The organism is Aquibacillus kalidii (assembly GCF_014280935.1).
GTDB lineage: Bacteria > Bacillota > Bacilli > Bacillales > Amphibacillaceae > Aquibacillus_D > Aquibacillus_D kalidii.
On record NZ_JACLZI010000031.1, the window covers coordinates 1 to 24,601 of the forward strand.

The window sequence follows — 24,601 nt, forward strand, 5'->3', positions numbered from 1 at the left end:
GAGGCCGTGCCCACGGAAAGCGGAGTATTCTGCCGGAACGAGTTCAAGCAGTTTCCAAAGGTTTTATAGAAGTTATTACGTATTTTATCTCAACTATGCAATATACAAGCAACAATGTTCGGGAAAAGAGCCCAAAGAGCCTAGAGATAATACTTTGGTAACTGATTGTTATAAAAAAGGTTGTAATAGTATCTTACAAGTTTGTTGCGGCAAAGCAAATATGTTGATAGATTTGTAGTTAACAAGAGATGTTAAAACTTATTACACACATGGGTAGGAGTTTTGTACTATTGCATAATAATAAGTATGTATATTTAAAGGAAAAGGAGCTTAAACAGTTGATGAATAATAGTTTCAAGCTTTTTTCTACCGAAATATTGATAAAAAGTGAAAAAGAGTGTTTAGCATGGTAATGGATCAAATGATTCAGTTTATGAAGCAGATGTCGGGTAAATTGAATTCAAACGTCTATACTTCCTTACCGAGTCAGTCTGATCCAAGTAAAATAGCTTATATTAGAAATCTACAAAGAGAGCTAAAAAATAAAGATACCTTACAGGTTCCGTTCGATGAATTAGAAGTTGTAGTTTTTGATATTGAAACAACTGGATTCTTCCCGTATAAGGGTGATAAGATTTTGTCTATTGGTGCCGTTAAGATGCAAGGGGAACGTGTTTTAGAGGATGATGTGTTCTATGCACCCATATACAGTGAAGAAGCCCCTCCTGAAGAAATCGAAAAACTTACTGGGATCACAAAAGAACAACTGATAAATGCTGAACCAATGGGAGCTGTTTTGAAAGATTTCTATCAATTCATTAAAAGTGATACTCTTGTTGCGCATCATTCCAGTCATGAGAAACAATTTATGAAACACGCGACATGGTCAGTACTAAAAACAAATTTTCAACACCGTATAATAGATACCGCTTTTCTTACTAAAATAATAGACCCTGTATCCAATTTAATCACATTAGATGAGTGTTGTGATCATTATGGTATATCCATTGAGAGAAGGCACCATGCGTTATATGACTCGATTGCAACAGCGAAACTGTGGTCGAAAAGTATTAGACAAGTGAAAGAATTAGGATTCTCCAATTTAAAAGATGTGTATGCGCATATTGCTAATTTAAAATAAACGTACTCTTGGATTGAAAAGGGGGGAAAGGAATTGAAGAATGACATTCCTGATGATGTGGCAACTTTCCCTATGAGTGTAGTAAAAGAGCTGACAAACCTTACTGGTAGGCAGATAAGGTACTATGAGGAACAAGGATTAATACACCCAGCAAGGAATGATGGAAATAGAAGGTTGTTTTCTATGAAGGATATTAATCGATTAAAGCAGATCAAACAGTTTATAGATAAAGGTATTAATGTTGCTGGGATTAAAGCAATGTTAAGGGATTGAAAAACCACTAGCGCCGAATAAAGTGCTAGTGGTTTTTACTGATGAATTAATCACTAAATAGGTCGAAGAAGCCACCTATACCACCTTCACCCTTTGATCCACCTTTTTGTGGTGCAGCAGCAAATACACGACTAGCTAAGCGGCTAAATGGAAGGGACTGAATCCATACAGTACCAGGTCCTGTTAATGTTGCAAAGAATAATCCCTCACCACCAAAAAGGGCTGTTTTAACTCCACCTACAAATTCAATGTTATAGTCTACATCACCAGTCATTGCAACCAGGCACCCTGTATCTACACGTAGTCTTTCCCCAGGTTGTAACTCCCGTTTATGAATAGTTCCACCTGCATGGACAAACGCAAGTCCATCCCCTTCAAGCTTTTGCATGATAAAGCCCTCTCCGCCAAAGAAGCCTGTACGTATTTTTCGTTGTAGCTCAATCCCAACAGCGACCCCCTTAGCAGCTGCCAAAAAGGCGTCCTTTTGACATATGATTTTCCCGTTTAGTTCGCTTAAGTCCATTGGTAAAATTTTACCAGGATATGGTGAGGCAAATGATACATGCTTCTTCCCATGGCCTTCATTAGTAAAGGTAGTCATAAATAAGCTTTCCCCAGTGATAACGCGTTTTCCTGCACCAATCAATTTCCCCATTAAGCCACTTTTCCCAGAAGAATCATCACCAAAAATCGTTTCCATTTTAATCTGATCATCCATCATCATCAAACTACCAGCTTCTGCAATTACTGTCTCACCTGGATCTAATTCAACTTCCACAAATTGCATGTCATCCCCATATAATTTATAGTCAATTTCGTGATTGTTCAACGTACGTCATCTCCTTATTCTGTTATTATTTAATGATACGATTTAAATTTAAAGAAGGCTTCAATTTTTTATAAAGTTAGTAATAATTTTTCAGAATTGAAGAGTTAATTGGGGGCATGGGTAGAAACAACAGACCTGTAATAAACAGTTCTGTTGTATTAAGCTGGTTAAATATTTGAAGTTATTAACTAGTATGTTCTAAGTCATTTGATTGTAAAAGGTTATCAATCTTTTGGTCTAATAACCTAATTCTGTTTAAAGCAGATTCTGCATCAATTTCTTTATAATGGTGTGCACCGTGTGGTTCTTCATCAGCTTCATCAGCCTTAGCGACAATTTGTTGAAGTGGACTAAGCTTCAAATGTCCTTCTGGCAAATAGGAGTCGGTATGCAAGAGTATTGCCAACGCAATTGCTTTGGCATCTTGTAAGTTTTCTCCTAAACGGACTAGTAATTTATGGGCGCGTGCGGCTCCTTTAATAGCGTGGATATCGTTTTCTTTATATAAATCAAAATTCCACTTGCCGTTTTCATACCATTTATAATGACCTATGTCATGAAGGAGTGCTGCTTTTGTAGCGAGGTCAGGGCTAACATTAGTGCTTTTGGCTATATGAAAGGCCTTTTCGGCAACCTCAATTGCATGTGCTATTCCTGATCTACCTACGTATTTCTGTACTATCGGATGGATAAAAAGTGTCTCTAAGGTTACAGTTCTCATATTAATTTCCTCCTTCTTAATTCATTTTGAAGGTATGTTCCTAACAGGTTGACTTATATTAACGAGTAAAAGATTAGGGTGGTTTTTAAAAAAGTATTTCATAATAAAATATCATAATATTCAGTTTAATTCAATGGTGTTGTCAACTTATTTACGCATATAATTTTTGATAAATGCACGTATATCTCATGTGTATGAGAGAAGGTTAAATAAGTTTACCTTGTTAGCGTTACCAATTTTCACTTGATACCAAAACTTAATATTTGTATAGAAAACGGTTAGTGAATTTTGAGTATGTGACAATAATGTTAAGAAATCAAAAGAAAATGAAAGAATTATCAAATATATATTTACTTAAGGATAATATTTGGTATTATATAGTTGTATTCATAAGTATATGAAGAATTTTATGGGGAAGGGGATAGTTGAATATGGTCACATCACTGTATTTAGTTTCTTTAACTATTCTATTAACATTTTTGGTTTTATCCTTTGTAGAAAAGGTATCTACCCGTCGTAAGAAGTATGATTTGGAAATTAACTTAGATCAACAAAATGCAGCAATTGATCCAGCAATTTTGGTAAAACATTAAAAATTATATAGTCTGCCTTCTTTTAGAAAAGCAGACTTTTCCATAAGCCCTTTGAAGTTTAACTCAAAGGGCTTTTTTTAATGCCATTTATTGGTGATTGCCGCAAAACACCCAAATAATAATACTAGTGAGGTTTTTAAAAATATCAATAAGGATATAAATAGACGAACTTGTCACTAGTGATATGTCAGATGTTTAAGGTATCAAACAAGTAAAAATGGTTAGCTGAAAAACAGCTAACCATTTAGTGTATATCTTATTTTGCTTCAAACAATTTAGCTATCTCTACAATTGTCTGAACAGCTTTCTCCATGTTATCTACTGAAATATACTCGTATTTGCCATGGAAGTTTTCTCCTCCCGTAAAGACGTTTGGAGTAGGAAGTCCCATGAAGGAAAGTTGAGATCCATCTGTGCCGCCGCGGATTGGCTTAACGATCGGCTCAATATCTAAATTTTTCATCGCTTGATAAGCAGTGTCTACAATTTCTTTAACTGGAACAATTTTCTCTGCCATATTATAGTATTGGTCTTTCATGTCTAAAATGATATTCTCTGCTCCGTACTGTTCTTGGTATTTCTTAACTAGGTTATTAACAAATTCTTTCTTATTATTGAATTTATCACGGTCGTGGTCACGAATAATGTAATATACTTTTGTTTGTTCTACATCGCCATTGAATGATATTAAATGATAGAACCCTTCATATTCCTCCGTGTATTCAGGTGCTTCTTGTTCGGGAAGTTCATTGTGAAATGCCATGGCGATTTTTCCGGAGTTAACCATTTTATTTTTTGCTGTCCCTGGGTGTACATTGTTTCCTTTAAAAGTAATCCTTGCAGCTGCTGCATTAAAACTTTCATATTGCAGTTCTCCAAGTGGTCCACCGTCTATTGTATAAGCAAAGTCTGCTCCAAATGCTTCGACGTCAAATTTATGCGGTCCACGACCAATTTCTTCATCTGGTGTAAAAGCAACGCGGATTTTTCCGTGTTTGATTTCTGGGTGATTAATAAGGTAAACCATTGCTGTCATAATTTCAGCAATACCTGCCTTATTATCAGCACCTAACAAGGTTGTCCCATCTGTTGTAATTAGTGTGTGATTTTTATAATTACTTAGTTCGGGATATTCTTTAGGAGATAATACAACTTGTAAAGCTTCATTTAACATAATGTCGTTACCGTCATAATTCTCCACAATTTGTGGCTTCACATCTTCACCAGTAAAATCAGTAGCAGTATCAACATGAGCTAAGAATCCTATAGTTGGTACTTCCTTATCTGTATTTGACGGTAGTGTTGCCATTACATAACCATTACTGTCTACAGTCACTTCTGACATCCCATTTTGTTTTAACTCTTCTACCAACATATTTGCCAGTGTCCACTGTCCATCAGTGGAGGGGCAGGATTCATTACTTTCATCGGACTGTGTATCTACTTTTACGTATGTAATAAAGCGATCAATAATTTCTTGTTTCATGTTTTGGTCATCTCCATTTAATAGTAATACTCTTATATTAGCATATTAATCACATAGGGAGAAAACTCTAAATGATCACTTTAGAATGAAAATAACTGAAGTGTGAAAACTATTGATGAGGTGATTAACGTGGAAGAAAATAAAAAAGATTTTAAGGGTAAGACGAAAGAGAATTCTTTAGAACAAGTTAGTGTGCGAACAGATCTAAGTACAGACCATCCTTATGATACTACTACTCGTTATGCAGGGGATTCTGTAAATGAGCATAAAGCTAAAGAGAGTGCGAATGAATTTTTTGCTGAAAAGGAAATCGAACAAGTAAGAAATAATTTGTAGTATAAGAGAAGGCAAGGATAATCCTTGTCTTTTCTTATACTATTTAACCTATGATAAGGGTTGTGTAGTAAGAATTTATATTGTTTATGATAAACTAATAATAGATGCTTTAGTATCAAACAATGAACGTTAATCTAACAAGTATAAAAACAATTAAACTACATTAGTAAGCAGGGATTTAACAGTATCAATCCTTATTGTACTTTAGCGATCCTTTACTTTCGTACACTAAAGGAGCTTCGCTTTATTCTGTTGAAAGTGTTATGTATATCCGTAGCATTTTAAGGTCTTTTTGCACAGATAAATGAAGGAGAAATTTAGAATGACAGATGACATTATAAAGAGGAAGTCAGAACATATTCAGCTCTGTTTAACAGAACAAGTCACCGGTGAAAATATCCATACAGGATTTGATAGCCATCGTTTTATCCATAATGCGCTCCCTGAAATTAGTTTTGATGACATTACATTGCATACAAGTTTTGTTGATAAACAGCTCCAATCTCCATTCTTGATTAGTTCAATGACTGGTGGGGCGGCATTGGCCGAAACGATTAATCGAAATTTAGCTACCGCAGCTGAGGAAAGAGGATGGGCGTTTGCGCTTGGATCTACTCGTGCTTTAATCGAAAGCAAGGAATATCGCCGTTCCTTTCAGGTAAGAAAATATGCGCCAACAACCCCCATTATTGCCAACCTTGGAGCTGTTCAACTAAATTATGGATTTGGTTTGGAGCAGTGTAAACAAATAATAGACATAACCAATGCGGATGCTTTAGTGTTACATTTAAACAGTATCCAAGAGGTAATTCAACAAGGTGGAGATACTAACTTTAAAAATCTTCTTCCTAAAATAGCATCTATATGTAATGGTCTCGATATTCCGGTCGGTGTTAAGGAGGTTGGGTTCGGTATTGATGGAACTGTGGCAAAACAGTTATGTGAGGTTGGCGTTTCATTTATTGATGTAGCTGGTGCTGGTGGAACATCATGGAGTCAAGTCGAAAAGCTACGTTCAAAAGAACCGATTAAAAAGATAGCTGCAGAAGCCTTTAACAGTTGGGGAAACCCCACTTCTTATTGCATAACTGATGTAAAATCTACTATTACAAATCAGAAAGTAATCGCAAGCGGTGGAATTAAGAATGGATTGGATGCCGCTAAGGCTATTGCACTAGGTGCGGATATAGTAGGGTTAGGTCGTTCTATACTCAAGGAGGCAACTGAATCGGCAGAAGCCTTAACCGAATTAATGGAAATTAGAGAACTTGAATTGAAGATGGTTATGTTTGGGATAGGGGTAAAGTCTATGGAGGAGTTAGGCAATACTGACCGTTTAGTTAGTTTTTAACTGAAGCATTAAATTTACAAGTTTTCAAAGAAATTATAAATCCTACAGTGATCAATCCAGAGTTCACAGTTGGGGAGGGAGAAGGAGAATACTAATGAGCCAAAAAGAGCTATATGATATTACGATAATCGGTGGGGGAACGACAGGCTTATTTGCTGCCTTTTATAGTAGTATGCGCGACATGAAAGTGAAATTGATTGAGGCTAATAGTGAATTAGGTGGAAAAGTACTTCAGTTCTTTCCTGAAAAATTAATTTATGACGTTGGTGGATTTCCTAACATTTCTGGTGATGAATTAGTAGAAAAAATGAAAGAACAAGCGAATCAACATCAGCCGAAGATTATATTGAATGAGTTGATTGAAGAGATAAACAGACAGGAAGAAGGCCATTTTCAGTTAACTTCTAAAGAAGGAAAAGAACATTATTCTAAAACAATTCTACTGGCAACAGGTATGGGTAATTTCACTATAAACGGGCCGGAGTTTAATGAGGATTGGCTATCATCTATCCACCACTCTATTAGTCACTTAGAAAAGTATGATGGTAAAAATGTCTTTATATCCTCTAATAATCGTGTAGGTATCGATTGGGCTTTAGCATTAGAGCCCATAGCTAATGCGGTATTTCTTGTGAACCCGAATCAGGATTTTCAACATGCGTCAAAAGAAGAATTAAAAAAACTGCAACAGTCTACTGTAGAGATTAGGACTGAAACATCCATAAGCGAATTAATCGGGTCGGATGGGAAAGTAGACCAGGTTATTATCGAGGATAATCAAGGTAAGAAGGAAGAACTTGCCGTAGAGGATATTTTTGTTTACCACGGCGTACAGTTAAACCCAATTCCAACTCCCAAGTGGGGTGTTGAGTCTGATAAAGGAAGAATAATTGTGGACCAGTTTATGGTTACCAGTCAGGCAGGGATGTTTGCGGCTGGAGATGCCGTAATCTATCCAGGTAAAACAATGCTGATTGCTTCAGGTTATTCGGAAGTGGTTACTGCAATTAATAGTGCCAAGAAATACATAGAGCCAAAGGCGAGTTCACAAGTTTACAGTACGATTCTATACCGTAATAAAAATTAAAAAACAACATCGGGTTCTCCCTTTGTTGTTTTTTAATTGGTATTTTCATCAGGCCGTTTACCTCGTTTTAATGCCCTGATACTTAAATCGAAATCCATTTGTAGGTGGGGATAATCCCGAAAATTATCCCAGTCTCCACCCCATGTAAATCCAAGTTTCTTGGCAATTTCAACTACTTCCATCCAATCAGCTTTACCATTATCATTGCCATCATATTCTAAATCCCAAATAACACTACCATCTTCAAGCTGCAATGCGAAGTCTATTGCCAAGCCATAATTATGATAGGAATCACCACCCCTAACATTCGTGACTATGTTCCCATCTGTTGTTCGACCTTGTTCAAATAAGGCATCTTGTTCTGCAATTGACCGAAATCCATCCGTAATAATAATAGTAATACCATTAGCTTTGGTTTGCGAAATCAGTTTATCTTTAGCTTCAGCTACAGTGGGGTGCAGTTTGGTTGGTAAGGGACTATCTTCTACTTGATTACTGACGATAAATTGGAAAATTAGCATCGCCATTATAATAATAAATAGTAGCAAAGTAATTTTTTTTAAGGCTTTTTTCATCATGATCTCCTATAAGGTAACCAAAATCCATCTTCATATCCTGATACTATAATAGAATTTACGAAAACAAAAGGTAAAATAGTTAACTTTTATATTTTCAGAATATATCAAATACATTGAACTATATCGATTTAAATATTATAGTTGTTAGAAAGGGTGACAGGAGGAATTAATATGGATAAGGATTTACGGATAAAAAGTCATGTGTTTGATGATGCAAGAAGAGCACCAAACCGTGCTATGTTAAGAGCGGTAGGGGTAACGGATGAAGATTTTAAAAAACCGATGATTGGTGTTGCTAGCACGTGGAGTGAGGTGACCCCGTGTAACATTCATATTGATGACTTGGCTAGAAGTGCAAAAAAAGGTGCCCTAGATGCGGGAGCTGTTCCGTTAATATTTAACACGATTACTGTATCAGATGGTATCTCGATGGGAACATCAGGAATGCGTTATTCATTGCCTAGTCGTGATGTTATTGCCGATTCTATTGAAACAGTAGTTGGGGCGGAAAACTTAGATGGTTTCGTCGCAATTGGTGGCTGTGATAAAAATATACCGGGATGTATGATTGCTATTTCACGTGCAGAAGTACCAGCTGTATTTGTCTATGGAGGGACAATAGCACCTGGTTATCGAAACGGGGAAAAACTAGATATTGTTTCCGTGTTTGAAGGTGTCGGAAAACATAATAATGGAGATATAACTGATCAAGAATTACATGGAATTGAATGTCAGGCATGTCCAGGTGCTGGATCGTGTGGTGGAATGTACACAGCAAATACAATGGCAACTGCAGTCGAGGCAATGGGGATGAGTCTACCGGGAAGTTCATCTAATCCAGCGGAATCAAAAGAAAAGACAGAGGATTGCCGCAAAGCTGGAGAAGCTGCTTATAAATTACTTGAGGCAGGTATCTATCCAAAAGATATTATGACTAAAGAGGCATTTGAAAATGCCATCACAGTAGTCATGGCTTTAGGTGGATCGACAAATGCGGTATTGCATTTACTAGCAATAGCTCATTCTATTGATGTCGATCTTACGATTGATGATTTTAACCGAATCCAACAGAAAGTACCTCACCTTGCAGACTTAAAACCTAGTGGAAAGTACGTGATGGAGGATTTACATAAAATTGGTGGCGTACCAGCCGTTATGAAGTTACTTTTGGATGCAGGCTATTTGCATGGTGACTGCTTAACTGTGACAGGGAAAACGTTAGCTGAGAATTTAGCGGATGCACCTCAGCTTCAAGAAGGACAAAAAATCATCTTGCCATTTGACAAGCCATATCGCTCAACGGGTCCACTTGTTATTTTAAAAGGAAATCTTGCTCCGAGTGGTGCAGTTGCCAAAGTATCTGGTGTAAAGGTGAAACGTCATACGGGGCCTGCTAGAGTTTTTGATACAGAGGAAGAAGCAACGAACGCTGTTGTTAATAATGAAATTAATGAGGGGGATGTCTTAGTCATTCGGTATGTCGGTCCAAAAGGTGGTCCAGGTATGCCAGAAATGCTTTCTATTTCTGCTATCTTAGTAGGAAAAGGATTAGGACAGAAAGTGGCGTTGTTAACAGATGGAAGATTTTCAGGTGGAACACATGGTTTAGTAGTTGGACACATTGCACCTGAGGCACAGGTTGGTGGACCAATTGCCTTTTTACAGGAAGGGGATCTTGTTACGATCGACTCTGAATTAAAAGAAATAACGATGGAAATTTCTGAAGAAGAGTATGATGAAAGAAGAAAGAACTGGCAAGCACCACCACTATATACAAAAGGTATCCTAGGAAAGTATGCACATAATGTGTCTTGTTCTTCTAAAGGTGCAGTAACGGATTACTTTAATAATTAAACTTAACCCTTGAAGGAATTCCTTCAAGGGTTTTACTATGTTTGATAAAGCCGCCATTAAAAGATAATTGGAAAATTCAGGTTGAATCGGTTGTTATTTTAGTGTAATATTACACTAAAAGTAGTGGTGTTAGGGGTGAGATGAGTGAAGGATTTAGCAAGAGGAGAACAGGAACAGATAGTTTGGAAAGAAATGCGTGCCTTAGTTAAACAAGGGTATATTAATGAAAAAGAATATAGACGATTTATGGTAGCATATGAGCAATATCAAAAAGACAAATCGGAAAGCTTAATTACTAAGGAAGCAATATCTAAACCAGTACATCAACAGACGAAACAGCAAAGCAAAACAGAGGTCCTAAAACAGACGGAAAAAGCAGTGAAACAGTCAAAACCACAGCCAAAGACGCAGACACCAGAACAAGCTAGAGAACGGAATATTACATGGGGCCTGATTTTAGGTGTTATTTTTCTTTTGATTGGTGGGTTAGTCGCAGCTACAAGTACATGGGAGTTAATGAGTCCACTATTAAAGGTTTTTACATTATTTGGCGTTTCTTTATTCTTCTTTGGTTTAAGTGTTGTATCTAGCAAACTACTAAAAATAGAGAAAACGGCATTTGCATTCTTAACTCTAGGAAGTTTGCTCATCCCTATAACAGTCATTGCTATCGGTTTCTTTGAATTATTTGGTACTTACCTTTCACTAACTGGAGAGGGGAGATACCTGCTAGGGATTATTGGTACACTTCTACCATTGCCACTATATATGAGGATTGGACATAAACATCAATCGAAGTTGTTTGTTTGGATTACTTATATATTTTTATCACTTTTAGTTGGTTTTTTGGTAGCTTCAACTAAGGTGAACATAGATGTCTTTTACTTACTTATTATGGTATATAACGGGTTGATGTTATTTGGGTATCATCGCTTTAAGGCGAAAAAGATTCTTGATTTGTTTATAAAGGAGCTGCCAAGGTTTGCGCAATTAAATTTGGTGTTATCTACATTGCTCATGTTATTTGTATTTGAACAAGAGTTATTCTACAGCTTTAACATCTTACTTACAGCAGCATTGTATATGGGAATGGTATTTACCTATAACACAAAGGAATATCAATTCGTATTTTCGGCATTGTTTGCTTATGGAACTTATCAATTAACGGAGAACTCGTGGTTGGTTGAAATTGATTTAGTTATCTTTGCTATTATTGGAGCACTGTATCTAGTATTTGCAAAATTAGTAAGAAGTGAAACGTTTTTATCTAAAATGTTTCATTATACAAGTGCTGTAATTTCATTCTGTGCCTTTATTTATATTAGCTATCAAGGATTAGTTCTGAGAGCGGATGAGGGTTCGATCGTTCTCTTAGCTGCTTACCTTGTTATCACTTTCACTTATATTTACTTAGCTGAAATAACAAAAAACCAACTATTCCAATGGTTAGCAGCTATTTTCTTATTATATGCAACGGGTTTACAACTAACTGATATTGTTACTGATGCAGTGGATGTATTAAGTCCACAGCTGTTCATGTTCTTTTTTAATGGGTTAGGTTTTTTACTTATTGCTACTGGAAAAGCACGTAAATACACAAAAAACATTCAAGTTAGTGTGTATTATTTATCTTTAGCTGCAATTTTTTTCAGTATGTTATATGGGTTCTTAGAGGAAGCATTTCTAGAAGTGTGTTTGATGTTACTATTAGCAGGGTTTTTGGCCTTGTATGTGATAAAAACACGATCCAAAACGGAACAACAGGTAGCAACTTGGCTAAATCCAATCACTTGGTTTATGGCATTGTTTATTTTGTATCCTTGGTCAATGGATAAGTTACCAAACTACCAAATTACATTCGGTATAGCTTTTCATTTAGCCATAACAGGATTGATCTTATTAGGTATTAGTGTCTTATGGCGAAAACTTAAAAGAAATTACTTAGATAATGCTACCTTTTATACAGGTCAAGTTAGTTACTTACTAGGACTATTGCAATTATTGGATGGATACAATGTGCAGATCAATGAAGACTTTTTAAGGCCGCTTACTTTAGTAATAGGAATTATTGTTTTCGTTTGGTTAGTTCGTCGAACAGCATATAGCCTATTCTGGGGACTTGTTTCTTTAACATCCCTTGCCTTCTATATTTCGTTAATTAGTAGCTTTCAGTTGGAAAGCTTCGAGGCAATAGTCATCTATTTACTTTTCGCTCCAGTATTATTGTTGGCTGTGGAAAGATTGGGTGGGAAGCGGAATCCGAACTTAAAACCTTATTTCTTCTGGCTTGCACATATTATCCAACCAGTTTTTATATTACTATTATTGCTCGATCAAATTGGCCAATCCTCCATAAATCCAGTCTTATTGTTTATTCCACTATTACTATACATTTATAGTAGTGTATGGAAGCAGAAGGAGTGGGAGAAAAAGCTGTTATTATATGGTGGAATGACCGTGGTCGCACTAATAACTGCAACGCATATGGCGTACTACGAGATACTGAATCGGATCCCTGGAGTGTATGGGTGGTTCATAACTAGCATTTTCTTCTTGGTCGCTTGGTTATTCGTAACTGATACGTGGAAAAAACGGCTGGAGTGGTATATCATTCCATTTGTGAACTATGGGTTATGGATGTTTGTGACTATTAAAGAAACAGTCTTGTTAATGGAAATAATACCCGTGTTTCTGTTTGTGGTGATTAGTTTATTTTTCTGGCATCGCCGAAGTTGGACTTTCGGTATAATTATACCTTTATCTGTGACATTCCTATTTTGGGAGCTTCAGCGTTACCTACTAGAAGACTATTTCTTGATTCTAATAAGTGTGATTTCCTTTGTAGTTCTTACAGCTATTGGTAGATTATTATTTAAATCACCATACAACTTTAATCAGAAAGTAATACAGCTAGATTGGTATTCTATCACTGCTGTAGGATACCTCGTCTACATGCTAAGTTTCATGGATCACGAAACAAATGTTTGGATTGAAGCATTGCCTACGTTAATGTTTACGGTATGGTTATTAGTTCAGAAAAATAGATTAAAACGATCCATTGTACGCAAGACTATCACAACAGTTGCTATCATTAGTGTATTACCGGCTTACTTTTTAATTTATGGGGAGTACGAGGGTTATCTACCAGAACTATTTCATGCCGAGGTAATAGCGTTACCTTTCTTGCTTATTCCGATCATATTAAGCAGGAAAACATGGAAGGGTTATTCGCAGGTAATGACGCATGTACAGACTGCTTCTTTATTATTAGTAACTATCTATTTAGTGATAGATGCTATACAAGGTCATACGATCGGGGATGCCTTACTAATTGGTAGTTTATCGTTACTGTCCGTATTGGTTGGCATGCAGTTACGTATAAAATCGTACTTTTTTATCGGTGTGGGGACCTTATTGTTTAACCTTATTTATCAAACTAAACCATATTGGGGTAACATGCCATGGTGGGGATACCTATTGATAGCTGGTTTATTACTGATTGGATTAGCTAGCTATAACGAATGGAGAAAACAGAAGTCTGAAATAAAACTTGAGAAAAAGCTAAAACGGATATTATCAAAATTAAGGGAATGGAGTTAATAGGTTAATTAAAATCTTAGATGTCATAAGGTGTTTAGAAAACTGAAATTAATCTATTCCAACTCCCGAAACAATAAATAGAGTTTCTATAACAGATAGAAACTCTATTTTAATTCAGATAATGCTCCTTCTACTGGATATAGACTGGAGTCGATATCTACCTCTTGACCTAGTGCTAATTTGGCAAGTTCTGATCCGATGTAAGGGCCAGATGTTAGTCCAGATGACCCTAAACCGTTAGCAACCATGATTCCCTGGTATTCTGGAATCGCTCCAAAGACTGGTAAGAATCCAGGAGTTACTGGACGAAAACCAACTCGAGTTTCTAAAACAGTGCTATTAGCTAACCCAGGAGCAATATGTAAGGCCTTTTCAAACACTTCCTTTAATCCAACTGGAGTTACACGATAATCTAAACCTAAGTTATTTTCATGTGTTGCCCCAGCCACAATTCGGCCATTTGCAAAGGATAATAAATAATGATCACTTGGAGGCATAACAACAGGCCATGTTGAAGTATCTACACCTGGTAACTGTAAGTGGACAATTTGTGCTTTTTGAGCCTCTACATGGAATTCTAACCCCAGTTGCTTAATTGTTTCGTTAGCCCAAACGCCAGTTGTAACGATAACCATATCTGCATAGATTGTCTGTTTATTGATGGTTACCCCGGTAACTTTTGTTTTATTATGAACAAGATGTGCATCACCTTTTATAAAAGTAGCACCATTTTTAATGGAAGCACGCTGCATAGCGTTCCGTAAAGCTCGGCCATCCACACGAGCTGCCCCACTAATGTGAACAGCGCGAAATCCATCGGCAAGTGGTGGAAACATATCCTTTGTTTCTTGTTCATTCAATAATTTAATTTCTCCAATTTCTGGGGCATCTTCTCTCCGTTTGATAGCTCTTTCTTGCATCTTCATTAGTTTGTCTTGTTCATTTCGAATACTAATAGCTCCAACCTGTTTGTACCCAGTTTCTGTTTCTCCATCTAATTCTAACTGGTCGATTAAAGTCGGATAGTACTTAGCACCGTTTTTGGCAAGTTGATACCATGCTTGATTTCTGCGTTGAGATAACCATGGACAGACAATACCTGCTGCTGCATCGGTAGCTTGACCTAAGTCATTACGGTCTATTAGTGTAACGTCTGCTCCAGATTTTACTAGATGATAGGCAGTAGACGAGCCTAGAATCCCTGCCCCTATTACGATTATTTTCAATATAATACCCCTCTACTTATGTGTTCCTTTCTATAGTTTGCATGAATTTAATTAAGAAGACAAGAAAATGGGTTATTTCCTTGCGTTCTGCAACCGTTAGAGTGCCGTAACGTCGCGAAATGACTGATGTATGTAATTTTCCGCTTTGTTAGAAATACCCTAATAAATACCACATGTATAAACATGTACCCGTCGTCATAATTATGTGATATAATGTACGACAAATGTTTAGAATATTTTAAATAAATAGAAATTGGGGGAAGTTATGAGAAATAAGTGGCTTATTTTATTATTGTTAGCAATTATTAGTGTCTTTGTATTAGCGGCATGTGGTACAGATGATGAGAGTGCAGGGAACTCTGATTCAACTTCAGGTAGTGGGGGAGAAGCGGAGGATGATTCTTCTGATTCAAAAGTATATAAAATTGGAGCTACTCAAATTGTAGAACATCCATCACTTGATGCGGCGTATGAGGGTTTCAAGGCAGCGATTGCGGATGCTGGTTTGGAAGTGGAATATGACTTTCAAAGTGCCCAGAATGACCAAAATAACACAAGTATTATTGCAAAGAACTTCGTAGCGGATAATGTTGATTTGATCTTTGCTAATTCAACCCCTAGTGCGCAAGGTGCACTTCAGGCAACGAAAGATATACCAATTGTATTTACGTCAGTTACAGATGCAGTGGGCACCGGTTTAGTCGAATCAATGGATAAACCTGGAGAAAATATCACAGGAGTAGTTGATTTACACCCAGATGCCATTAAGAATACAGTTGATTTTATCGATACGTATTATGAAGGTGCAAAAGTGGGTCTAATTTATAATGCTGGAGAGGCTAATTCTGTAACGCAAATAGAAGCAGTTAATGAGGCAGTTGATGGAACGAGCTTATCTACTGTGGAGCGGACAGTTGCAACCTCAGCAGAAGTACAACAGGCAGCAACTACTCTAGTTGGGGAAGCTGATGTCCTTTATATTATTACAGATAACACGGTTGTATCTGCATTGGAAACTGTAATTGGTGTAGCTAATGAACAAGATATTCCACTGATCGTTGGGGAACCAAACTCTGTTGAAAAGGGTGGGTTTGCAACATATGGAATAGATTACTATACGATTGGCTATCGTTCAGGTGAGATGGCAGTAGATATTTTGACAGGTGAAAAGAAACCATCCGAGATCCCGGTGGAAATTCCACCAGAAATGCAACTTTTCATAAATAAAGATGCTGCTGAAGAACAGGGTGTTAAATGGAATCCGGAATGGGATGATAAGGCGAAATTATTGGAAACAAAGAAAGAATAGTAGAAGTTTAGTTATTTTAATAAGATAAACCGGCACTTATCCCAATAAGGTTTAATTGTCGGTTTCTTTTCTATTAATCAAAGGGGAGAACATAATGTTCATTTCAATATTCTCAGCAGTAGAGTCCGGGGTAATTTATGCATTAATGGCGTTAGGAGTCTATTTATCTTTTAGAATATTAGACTTTCCTGATTTAACTGTAGATGGAAGTTTTGTTACAGGTGCAGCAGTCGGAGCTATTTCCATTGTTAATGGAGTTCCACCAATTCTTGCAACAGTCTTTGCAGCGTTGGCAGGGTTTGTTGCAGGTAGTATAACAGGCATACTTAATACAAAAGGGAAGATTAACCCATTATTATCTGGTATTTTAATGATGATTGCTTTATATTCGATAAATTTAAGAATTATGGGTCGTCCCAATTTAGCGCTTTTAAATGAACCAACCCTATTTAATCAAATAGATGGCTTTTGGGGTGGATTAGGAATTGATAAGACTCTAAATGGTTTAGTGGAAAGTATGGGAGTTGATAGCTTACCTGGTACATGGGCAGTGCTGATTATCATGACAATCATAACTATTATAATCAAACTCGTTACAGATTATTTCCTGAAAACAGAAGTGGGATTAGCGCTTCGTGCGACAGGAGATAATGAAAAAATGATTCGTAGTTTTTCAGCTAATACCAATAATCTAACAATCGTTGGATTAGGTATCTCTAACGGTTTAGTTGCTTTATCAGGATCCCTAGTTGCGCAGTATGGCGGTTTCGCCGATGTTAACATGGGGATTGGAATGATTGTCATTGGTCTTGCTTCCGTTATTATTGGAGAAGCTCTGGTTGGTACGAGGACAATTGCTATAACAACTTTAGCAGTAATATTGGGAGCTATTGCATATCGAATAGTAGTAACATTAGCGCTAAGAGCTGACTTTTTGGAAACAGGGGATATGAAATTAATAACTGCCCTTTTAGTAATCATTGCTTTAATTGCACCAAAGGTAGTGTCAGCGAGAAAAGAAGCTGTTCGCAAAAAAAGAAAACGTACTTTGTTGGCTAGCCAAAGAAAGGAGGAGCACAGTGCTTAATATTAGTAGTGTTTCGATAACATTTAATGAAGATACACAAGATGAAAAGAAAGCTTTGCAGGATATTGATTTAACTTTAGACAAAGGTGATTTTGTAACGGTTATTGGAAGTAATGGGGCAGGGAAATCGACATTAATGAATGTCATATCTGGTTCTTTAAAACCAGACATAGGTATAGTGGAAATTGATAATAAAAATGTTACTTCTATCCCTGAATTCAAGCGATCTGCATTTATTGGTCGTGTTTTCCAAGACCCAATGGCAGGCACAGCTCCTTCTATGACAATTGAAGAGAATTTAGCAATGGCCTATGCAAGGAATAAACGACGTACCCTTCGAACAGGTGTAAACAAAAAGCGGAAGCTATTATTTATAGAATTTCTAGAAACACTACACCTCGGGTTAGAGAATCGATTAACAGCGAAGGTTGGTCTGTTATCCGGTGGAGAACGACAAGCTTTATCCTTATTAATGGCTACTTTTACAGAACCTAATATATTGTTACTGGATGAACATACGGCTGCTTTAGATCCATCTAGAGCTGAACTTATTACGAATCTTACTGGAGAAGTGGTTGATAAATTTCAATTAACCACCTTGATGGTAACTCACAACATGCAACAAGCATTGGATTTAGGGAACAGGTTAATCATGATGGATAAAGGTCAGATTATTCTTGAGGTTTCTGGTAAAGAAAAACAGGAATTAACGATTGAAAAGTTACTGCATGAATTTCAACGAATCCGTGGCGAACAAATGGCGAATGATCGGGCTATTCTAGGATAATTTAGTTAATATTTTAAATAAAAGGTAATTACTTTAAATAAAGTAATTACCTTTTAACCTTACATATATGTATAGGAATTACAGCTTGTAATGAGTTATAAACATGTTATAATAAATGAACATTAACGATTAATTTCTGACTTTTCTTAATAATATAAAAATAGAAAAAACAAACAAAAGGTGGGAAACATTGTGAAATATGGGTTTTCACAACGCGTACGTTATTTAAAGTCATCAGCAGTTCGGGACATTTTAAAGGTGGTTAATAAAGGGGATGTCATCTCCTTTGCGGGTGGTCTCCCGGATGAAGGTTTATTCCCGGTAGAGGCTGTATCGCAGGCTTTTCAGAAAGCTATAACGTCTGATAACAAAGCACTCCAATATGGAGAAACAGAGGGTGTATTAGAACTAAGAGAAAGGCTAGTAGAAAGAATGGCGAGAAAAGGGATACGACGTCATCCTGATAATGTGCTTGTTACATCTGGCTCACAGCAAGCAATTGATTTATTTTCTAGAGTAATGTTTAATCCTGGGGACGTAATTTTGACAGAAAACCCAACCTACTTAGCGGCATTGCAAGTTTTTGAATCCTATGAAACTAGGGTTGTCGCTGTTGACTCAGATGACGAGGGGATGATAGAAGAGGACCTAGAAAAAAAGATTGCTAGCCTAAAGCCAAAGTGTATTTATGTAGTACCTACTTATTCAAATCCAGGAGGTAAGGTATGGTCCCTAGATAGAAGGAAGAAGCTATTAAAGCTAGCTAAGAAGTATCATGTTGTTATTTTTGAAGACGATCCATATGGAGATCTTCAATTCGATAAAGAAGCAGCACCACCTCCAATTGCATCATTAGATAATAATGAAATTGTCTTATACACAAGCACATTTTCAAAAACAGTAGTTCCCGCTATGCGTATTGGATGGATTGTTGGGCCACACCAAATAATCAGAATTATGGCACAGGCGAAACAGGCAACTGATCTGCATACTAATTCAGTAAGTCAGCATGCACTCGTTCATTTGTTAAATGATTTCGATTTGGATGGGCATATACAGTTAATAAGAAATACTTATTTGGAACGAATGCATGTCATGAAAGACTTATTGGATAAGGTAAAAGGAACTGACTTGTCCTATATTACGCCAAAAGGGGGCATGTTCTTTTGGGTTAACATGCCATCGTATGTGAATACGACTGAACTTCTTTCAACGGCTGTTGATCAGGGTGTAGCCTTTGTACCTGGTTCTCCGTTTTATGTATCAAACCCGGAAGAAAATACGATGAGACTTAATTTTACAAATTCTACTCCAGAACTCATTCAGATCGGAATGGAAAGGTTAGTTAATGTTATAGAACAAAGCCAATATGAAACAGTAAGGTGAAGCGTAATATCGGTGATCAGAGGAGCGGAGGGGATTTCCTAGCTCCTCTATTTAATAGGAGACTTATAAGGGGGTTGCTTCTGCTCTAATATCATAAAAGTCACTTCCTATATTCTAAGGGTGTCTATTATTACCTAATCATCATCTTTAGCCCAATTAAAAAGGGAGGAAAGAAAGGACTTCTCTTCTTGCTCATTTTCTGATTCCTTTATTTCTTCTTCATGTAATAAAATATCTTCCTTATCAACTGCATCATCATTAGCTAGCACTATGCCATACGTTGTAGTTGCTTCTTTATTAGTAACAGATGTGTATGGTATATTAAGTTGAGAGGCAATTTTCTTATATGCCTTGAAATATCGATAGTCTACATTTCCATTCAAAAGTAGTTTGCAATCTGGATATTCTTTTATAAGTAACTGTAGTTGAGTTAATCCAAGTTTCTTCATAACTTGTGCCTTCGTCAAAGCGATAATGACTCTCTCTCGGTATGTACCTAAATATGCCTTTTTCTCTACCGGGTTTAATTCCTTTGCCCCGTATATACCCTCTTGTAAATAATCATCAACATCCTTTTTCATTTTCTCACCTCATTATCTCATTTAACCTAGTATTAATTATAAAGGGATTTAATATGAGTTTAAAGTGATAAAACAATAGCATAGCCCGTCCGTGTTGCGCATATTATGTACAGACAATGAAGAAGGGGCTGATTTAAATCGGCTTATTTAAAGAGTTTCGTTTGTTTATTTTAAAAGGTAGTGCAGCAGAAGTTGGGATTGGTCTAGTGTTAGGTGCGGCATTTAGTAGTGTTATCGATTCATTAGTTTCTGATGTTTTACTGCCACCAGTTGGGGTAATTATGGCTAAGATGAATTTCTCAAACTTATTCATTACCCTAGGTGGTGGAGACTTTAACACTTTAGCTGAAGCGCAAGAAATGGGAGCTGCTACTATAAACTATGGCTTATTTATTACTTCCTTTATAAGATTCCTTATTATTGTATTTGTTATTTTTCTTGTTATTCGCCAAATGAATCGTTGGAAAAAACCAGATCAACACCCTGTTGATTCTATGACCAAAAAAGAATGTCCATACTGCCGAATGGCAATACCATCTAAGGCAATTAGATGCCCCAACTGTTCCTCAGATCTAGAGGAATTACCAGAAGAACGAGTTAAAAAGAAACCTGATTTGCGTTTGAAAATAAAATAATGAGTAAAAGAAATAAAAGAAAACTGAAAATAAAAGAAAGACAGTGAGCATTAAAGAAAATGCTCACTGTCTTTCTTTTTCTATGAAAAAGGCCCTCTTGTTTGAGGACCTAACGACTTATTAATCTTCATCTACTGGGTAAACACCATTTTCATCATGAACCTCATTACCTGTTAATGGTGGGTTGAACACACAAACCATGCTCATTCCATCTTTAGTACGAAGCAAGTGCTCATCGTGCTTATCTAATACATAAAGATCATCTTTCTTAATAGGCCATACCTTATTGTCGCTAAGTGTGACTACTTCTCCTTCACCTTCCGTGAGGTAAACAGATTCTAAATGATTTTGATACCAAATGTGAGTCTCAGTACCTGGTTTTATTGTTGTATAGTTAACCGTGTATCCCATACCATCTTTTTTAAGGAGAAGGCGTCTGGATACCCAATTTCCTCCGTCAACATCATGTTCAGTGCCAATTACATCTTTAAGTGAAATTACTTTCATTTTCCGGTTCCTCCTGTGTTTTTATTATCTGGTTTTAAATTAGTTAGTTACAGGTTCTTTTACGACAGCTTTTATACTTTCTTCAATAATATCGAACCCTTTTTGAAGTCCTTCTTTATCAATAGTTAAAGCTGGGAATAGCTTAAATACTTCATCTTTCGGTCCAGATGTTTCCATGATTAAACCAAGTTCAAAGGCTTTTGCTGCAATTTTATTAGATAATCCTTCCACATCGGAAGAAATACCAACCATGAAACCACGGCCTTTAACTGTTCCTTTAATTTCTGGATATTTTTCTACCATTTTTTCTAAGAAATTATAAATCATATCAGACTTAACCTTAATTTCTTTTTCGAAATTTTCATCTTCCCAATAACTTAATGAGGCAGTTGCTGTTACAAATGCATGGTTATTACCGCGGAATGTACCATTGTGCTCACCTGGCTTCCATATATCCAGCTCTGAACGGATAAGAGTTACAGCAAATGGTAATCCATAACCACTTAATGATTTAGACATACAAACGATATCTGGTTTGATACCGGCAGGCTCAAAGCTAAAGAAGGTACCTGTTCTACCAACACCAGCTTGCACATCATCAACGATTAGTAGGATACCCCAACGTTTACAGATGCTTTCAAGCTTTTTCATCCATTCGAATCGAGCAGCATTGATTCCGCCTTCACCTTGAACTGTTTCGATAATCATTGCTGCAGGAATAGCAACACCACTACCACTGTCTTCTAAGAAACGCTCTAGGTATTCTAATGTATCATGGTTATCAACATAGTTATCATAAGGCATTGTTACAACGTTTTGAAGAGGGATACCTGCACCCTTTCTCTTCATTGAATTCCCTGTAACTGACAAAGAACCAATTGTCATACCGTGGAATCCATTAGTGAAGCTTATAACATCAGTTCTACCTGTTACTTTACGTGCTAATTTAAGCGCACTTTCTACAGTATTTGTACCAGTAGGTCCAGGGAACATAACTTTATAGTCTAAGTTACGTGGCTTTAAAATTACATCATTAAATTTATTTAAAAACTCTGCTTTTGCAGTAGAAGCCATATCTAGTGAATGAGTAATACCATCACTTGAGATATATTCAATTAATTTTTCTTTCATTTTATCGTCATTATGGCCATAGTTAAGTGCACCAGCACCAGAGAAGAAATCGATATACTCTTTACCATCTTCATCCCACATTTTATAACCTTTAGCTTTTGTGAAAATAGTTGGAAAGCTTCGAACATAACTACGTACCACTGATTCTAAGTCATTAAATATATTCATATCTTGGCTCACGTTTAAATTTCCTCCTTATTTGTTAAACACACATAAACTTTGTATATTTAATACCAATTATCTCTATCTTTAAACCCGGAATTATTTATTGATTGGGCCAACTCGGAAGTTCAATTCTTCCTCATGATCATCGCTAGGGAATAAATTTTCAGTGAAAAACTCGCTAACCGTACATTGCGTTTCGTGGTCTCTTGCTAATTTACGGAATAATGATTGTGACGCTTGGTTAGATGGAGTAACTGTTGCTTCAACGAAACGAACATTCTGGCATGCATTTCTCTCGACTAAATGGTTTAGCATTTTTGATGCAATACCTTTTCCACGTTGAGAAGAATCAACACCAACTTGCCAGATAAATACTACATCTTGGCGCTCTGGAGGGATAAAAGCGGTGATAAAGCCAACAAGTTCATCATCTTGTTTAGCTACAACACAAGTTTCTGCAAAGTATTCACACATCATTATATACTTATATGCAGAGTTTTGATCTAGTGTAGAGTTGTTAACTAATTCCCACATTGCTGCCCCGTCTTCTACGGTAGGTTTCTCAAACGAAACTCCACTTGAAGGAGCAGTTGTAATTTGACTGTTAATAATATTAGTCTCCCTTCAATAAGAAAATTGGTTCGCGTTTGTCTTCCATATATTATATTAAGGGGATGGGACGTAATTAGCAAACGAGCTTTATCGTGATTAACAAGCTTTAAACGTGATAAGCATGGATCTCGCTAACTAAGATGGTTTAACTTAATAAATGCTACCATTTTGTTAATATTTCTAACAATTTGAGCATTTCTGGTAATTTTTTTATTAATTATAAAAAAATGCTAAATGGATGATTGAAGTTTTTAAGTTTAAAAAAGAGCAGCGCCTTTAAGCTTCTGCTCTTCTACTCTTACTTATTTTGATTCTCTGCTCGTTGATCTGCTTTTTTCATTCTTTCCATCGCTTCAAGATCCTCGGAATCTGCAAGCTCATAGGAAAATTCCACATCTTCTGCTTTTTCAATCGGATCAAGTTTTTTAGATTGTTTATTATTCATCGGTGGACCTCCTTTATAAATCCTTCCTTATCAAGGTTAGTATGCAATGAATAAGGATTCTATATTCATTAAAGTCTATCTAGTCCGAGAGATAAAATTATTACCTTTTATCCAAAAGCGCCAAGGGTAATGCTTGGCTTCCCCAGAATTATCAATACCTATTCTAGGACCTGAGTCAATTGTGAAATGCAATTCAAGGGGGCGGTGAGAAATCCATAGTGGTTTCTCGTCTAACTTGTGACCGTAGTCTTCCATAGTAATACCCATGGCTTTTGTTAATTTACCAGGTCCGTTAGAAATTTGTGAAATGTTTCTTGCCTTAGGTCTTCTTTCTTTCATTAATTCCATATTAAAAAAAGGTTCTACTCCTCTAACCAATACTGCTTCAGGCACTTCCGAGTTTCCACTTACAACATTAAATAAACAATGTGTATGCATGGAGTATGTATAAGTGAATCCTGGAAGACCAAACATTACCTCAGTTCGCTTCGTTCTTCTATTTAAATAACTATGTGCTGCTTGGTCGACAGGCCCCATATAAGCCTCTGTCTCTACAATCATACCTATTGTTGTGCCTTCGGATGTTTCCTTTATTAGTAAGCAGCCAAGAAGAGACTGAGCTAGTTTTAATGTTGGTTGTTTGTAAAAACTCATCGGAATAGGTGGATAATTAGTAATATTAATACACAGTTATAATCGCCTTCCTTCCATATAAGTATAAGAAGGACTTAGAAAAGTCTATACCATTATGAACAATTTTTTTTATTTTACACATTATATTATTATTAATTCCTTTTCGGTTAAATAAGAAGACTCTTAAAAATAACTGGTTGATTATGACGGAATATCAATAGAATCACCAGTAAGAAATTTCTTTAATC

At 36.4% G+C, this 24,601-nt stretch carries 24 protein-coding genes; 13 read left to right on the forward strand and 11 right to left on the reverse strand.

The features are described from left to right. Window positions 1-406 precede the first annotated feature (406 nt). Together H7K77_RS05870 and H7K77_RS05875 are read left to right on the forward strand one after the other, a co-directional pair. The gene (locus H7K77_RS05870) at window positions 407-1,141 is read left to right on the forward strand and encodes an exonuclease domain-containing protein (protein ID WP_186576801.1); all 735 of its coding nucleotides are present in this window, start codon (window positions 407-409) and stop codon (window positions 1,139-1,141) included. 33 nt (window positions 1,142-1,174) lie between these two features. Beyond that, window positions 1,175-1,414: a MerR family transcriptional regulator gene (locus H7K77_RS05875; protein WP_186576802.1), complete on the forward strand. Its 240-nt coding sequence runs from the start codon at window positions 1,175-1,177 to the stop codon at window positions 1,412-1,414. A 46-nt stretch (window positions 1,415-1,460) separates the two neighbouring features. Here H7K77_RS05875 and H7K77_RS05880 read toward each other — a convergent pair whose 3' ends face one another. Then, window positions 1,461-2,243 carry a TIGR00266 family protein gene (locus H7K77_RS05880; protein WP_186576803.1) on the reverse strand — a complete coding sequence of 261 codons (783 nt, stop codon included), beginning with the start codon at window positions 2,241-2,243 and terminating at the stop codon, window positions 1,461-1,463. A gap of 184 nt (window positions 2,244-2,427) precedes the next feature. Then, a complete protein-coding gene (locus tag H7K77_RS05885) occupies window positions 2,428-2,964 on the reverse strand; it encodes an HD domain-containing protein (protein WP_186576804.1) in 537 nt (178 codons plus the stop codon). Window positions 2,965-3,395: 431 nt separating this feature from the next. Between H7K77_RS05885 and H7K77_RS05890 the strand changes: the two genes are divergently transcribed. Further along, entirely contained in the window at window positions 3,396-3,557 is a 162-nt protein-coding gene (locus H7K77_RS05890) for a hypothetical protein (RefSeq protein WP_186576805.1), read from the forward strand. 256 nt (window positions 3,558-3,813) lie between these two features. On the opposite strand, the gene pepT is transcribed toward H7K77_RS05890, so the two are convergent. Continuing rightward, complete coding sequence (gene pepT / locus H7K77_RS05895) at window positions 3,814-5,043, reverse strand: peptidase T (protein WP_186576806.1); 1,230 nt, start codon at window positions 5,041-5,043, stop codon at window positions 3,814-3,816. Window positions 5,044-5,172: 129 nt separating this feature from the next. Between pepT and H7K77_RS05900 the strand changes: the two genes are divergently transcribed. The 3 genes from H7K77_RS05900 to H7K77_RS05910 all read left to right on the forward strand — a co-directional run bounded on the left by H7K77_RS05900 (window position 5,173) and on the right by H7K77_RS05910 (window position 7,817). Then, on the forward strand, window positions 5,173-5,379 hold the full coding sequence (locus H7K77_RS05900; RefSeq protein WP_186576807.1) for a hypothetical protein: 207 nt from the start codon (window positions 5,173-5,175) through the stop codon (window positions 5,377-5,379). A gap of 322 nt (window positions 5,380-5,701) precedes the next feature. Then, window positions 5,702-6,730 (forward strand): type 2 isopentenyl-diphosphate Delta-isomerase, encoded by a 1,029-nt coding sequence (fni, locus tag H7K77_RS05905; RefSeq protein ID WP_186576808.1) that lies wholly within the window; start codon window positions 5,702-5,704, stop codon window positions 6,728-6,730. 94 nt (window positions 6,731-6,824) lie between these two features. After that, complete coding sequence (locus H7K77_RS05910; protein ID WP_186576809.1) at window positions 6,825-7,817, forward strand: NAD(P)/FAD-dependent oxidoreductase; 993 nt, start codon at window positions 6,825-6,827, stop codon at window positions 7,815-7,817. 32 nt (window positions 7,818-7,849) lie between these two features. On the opposite strand, the gene H7K77_RS05915 is transcribed toward H7K77_RS05910, so the two are convergent. Next, a complete protein-coding gene (locus H7K77_RS05915; RefSeq protein ID WP_186576810.1) occupies window positions 7,850-8,395 on the reverse strand; it encodes a M15 family metallopeptidase in 546 nt (181 codons plus the stop codon). A 171-nt stretch (window positions 8,396-8,566) separates the two neighbouring features. On the opposite strand from H7K77_RS05915, the gene ilvD reads away from it, so the two are divergent. Together ilvD and H7K77_RS05925 are read left to right on the forward strand one after the other, a co-directional pair. After that, window positions 8,567-10,249: a dihydroxy-acid dehydratase gene (gene ilvD / locus H7K77_RS05920; RefSeq protein WP_186576811.1), complete on the forward strand. Its 1,683-nt coding sequence runs from the start codon at window positions 8,567-8,569 to the stop codon at window positions 10,247-10,249. A gap of 144 nt (window positions 10,250-10,393) precedes the next feature. Further along, window positions 10,394-13,849, forward strand: a complete 3,456-nt coding sequence (locus tag H7K77_RS05925) for an SCO7613 C-terminal domain-containing membrane protein (protein ID WP_186576812.1) — start codon at window positions 10,394-10,396, stop codon at window positions 13,847-13,849. 104 nt (window positions 13,850-13,953) lie between these two features. Here H7K77_RS05925 and H7K77_RS05930 read toward each other — a convergent pair whose 3' ends face one another. Beyond that, the gene (locus tag H7K77_RS05930; RefSeq protein WP_186576826.1) at window positions 13,954-15,078 is read right to left on the reverse strand and encodes an NAD(P)/FAD-dependent oxidoreductase; all 1,125 of its coding nucleotides are present in this window, start codon (window positions 15,076-15,078) and stop codon (window positions 13,954-13,956) included. Between the two features lie 262 nt (window positions 15,079-15,340). Between H7K77_RS05930 and H7K77_RS05935 the strand changes: the two genes are divergently transcribed. The 4 genes from H7K77_RS05935 to H7K77_RS05950 all read left to right on the forward strand — a co-directional run bounded on the left by H7K77_RS05935 (window position 15,341) and on the right by H7K77_RS05950 (window position 19,644). Further along, window positions 15,341-16,384 (forward strand): ABC transporter substrate-binding protein, encoded by a 1,044-nt coding sequence (locus tag H7K77_RS05935; protein ID WP_186576813.1) that lies wholly within the window; start codon window positions 15,341-15,343, stop codon window positions 16,382-16,384. Window positions 16,385-16,478: 94 nt separating this feature from the next. Beyond that, entirely contained in the window at window positions 16,479-17,471 is a 993-nt protein-coding gene (locus H7K77_RS05940; protein WP_186576814.1) for an ABC transporter permease, read from the forward strand. Further along, complete coding sequence (locus tag H7K77_RS05945; RefSeq protein ID WP_186576815.1) at window positions 17,464-18,258, forward strand: ABC transporter ATP-binding protein; 795 nt, start codon at window positions 17,464-17,466, stop codon at window positions 18,256-18,258. The genes H7K77_RS05940 and H7K77_RS05945 overlap by 8 nt, the downstream gene beginning before the upstream one ends. A 192-nt stretch (window positions 18,259-18,450) precedes the next feature. Beyond that, on the forward strand, window positions 18,451-19,644 hold the full coding sequence (locus tag H7K77_RS05950; protein ID WP_186576816.1) for an aminotransferase-like domain-containing protein: 1,194 nt from the start codon (window positions 18,451-18,453) through the stop codon (window positions 19,642-19,644). A gap of 134 nt (window positions 19,645-19,778) precedes the next feature. Here H7K77_RS05950 and H7K77_RS05955 read toward each other — a convergent pair whose 3' ends face one another. Further along, the gene (locus H7K77_RS05955; protein ID WP_186576817.1) at window positions 19,779-20,225 is read right to left on the reverse strand and encodes a YueI family protein; all 447 of its coding nucleotides are present in this window, start codon (window positions 20,223-20,225) and stop codon (window positions 19,779-19,781) included. Window positions 20,226-20,362: 137 nt separating this feature from the next. Here H7K77_RS05955 and mscL point away from each other — a divergent pair, with 137 nt between their 5' ends. Continuing rightward, window positions 20,363-20,860, forward strand: a complete 498-nt coding sequence (gene mscL, locus H7K77_RS05960) for a large conductance mechanosensitive channel protein MscL (RefSeq protein WP_186576827.1) — start codon at window positions 20,363-20,365, stop codon at window positions 20,858-20,860. 120 nt (window positions 20,861-20,980) lie between these two features. Here the strand turns inward: mscL and H7K77_RS05965 are convergent, their stop codons facing one another. From H7K77_RS05965 to H7K77_RS05985, 5 genes are all read right to left on the reverse strand, one after another. Next, entirely contained in the window at window positions 20,981-21,367 is a 387-nt protein-coding gene (locus tag H7K77_RS05965; RefSeq protein ID WP_186576818.1) for an ectoine synthase, read from the reverse strand. A gap of 39 nt (window positions 21,368-21,406) precedes the next feature. Next, a complete protein-coding gene (gene ectB, locus H7K77_RS05970; protein ID WP_222599246.1) occupies window positions 21,407-22,666 on the reverse strand; it encodes a diaminobutyrate--2-oxoglutarate transaminase in 1,260 nt (419 codons plus the stop codon). A gap of 93 nt (window positions 22,667-22,759) precedes the next feature. Next, window positions 22,760-23,272: a diaminobutyrate acetyltransferase gene (ectA, locus tag H7K77_RS05975; protein ID WP_186576828.1), complete on the reverse strand. Its 513-nt coding sequence runs from the start codon at window positions 23,270-23,272 to the stop codon at window positions 22,760-22,762. Window positions 23,273-23,573: 301 nt separating this feature from the next. Further along, window positions 23,574-23,720: a YfhD family protein gene (locus H7K77_RS05980; RefSeq protein ID WP_186576820.1), complete on the reverse strand. Its 147-nt coding sequence runs from the start codon at window positions 23,718-23,720 to the stop codon at window positions 23,574-23,576. Window positions 23,721-23,795: 75 nt separating this feature from the next. Further along, complete coding sequence (locus H7K77_RS05985) at window positions 23,796-24,374, reverse strand: DNA-3-methyladenine glycosylase (protein WP_186576821.1); 579 nt, start codon at window positions 24,372-24,374, stop codon at window positions 23,796-23,798. Window positions 24,375-24,601: the final 227 nt, after the last annotated feature.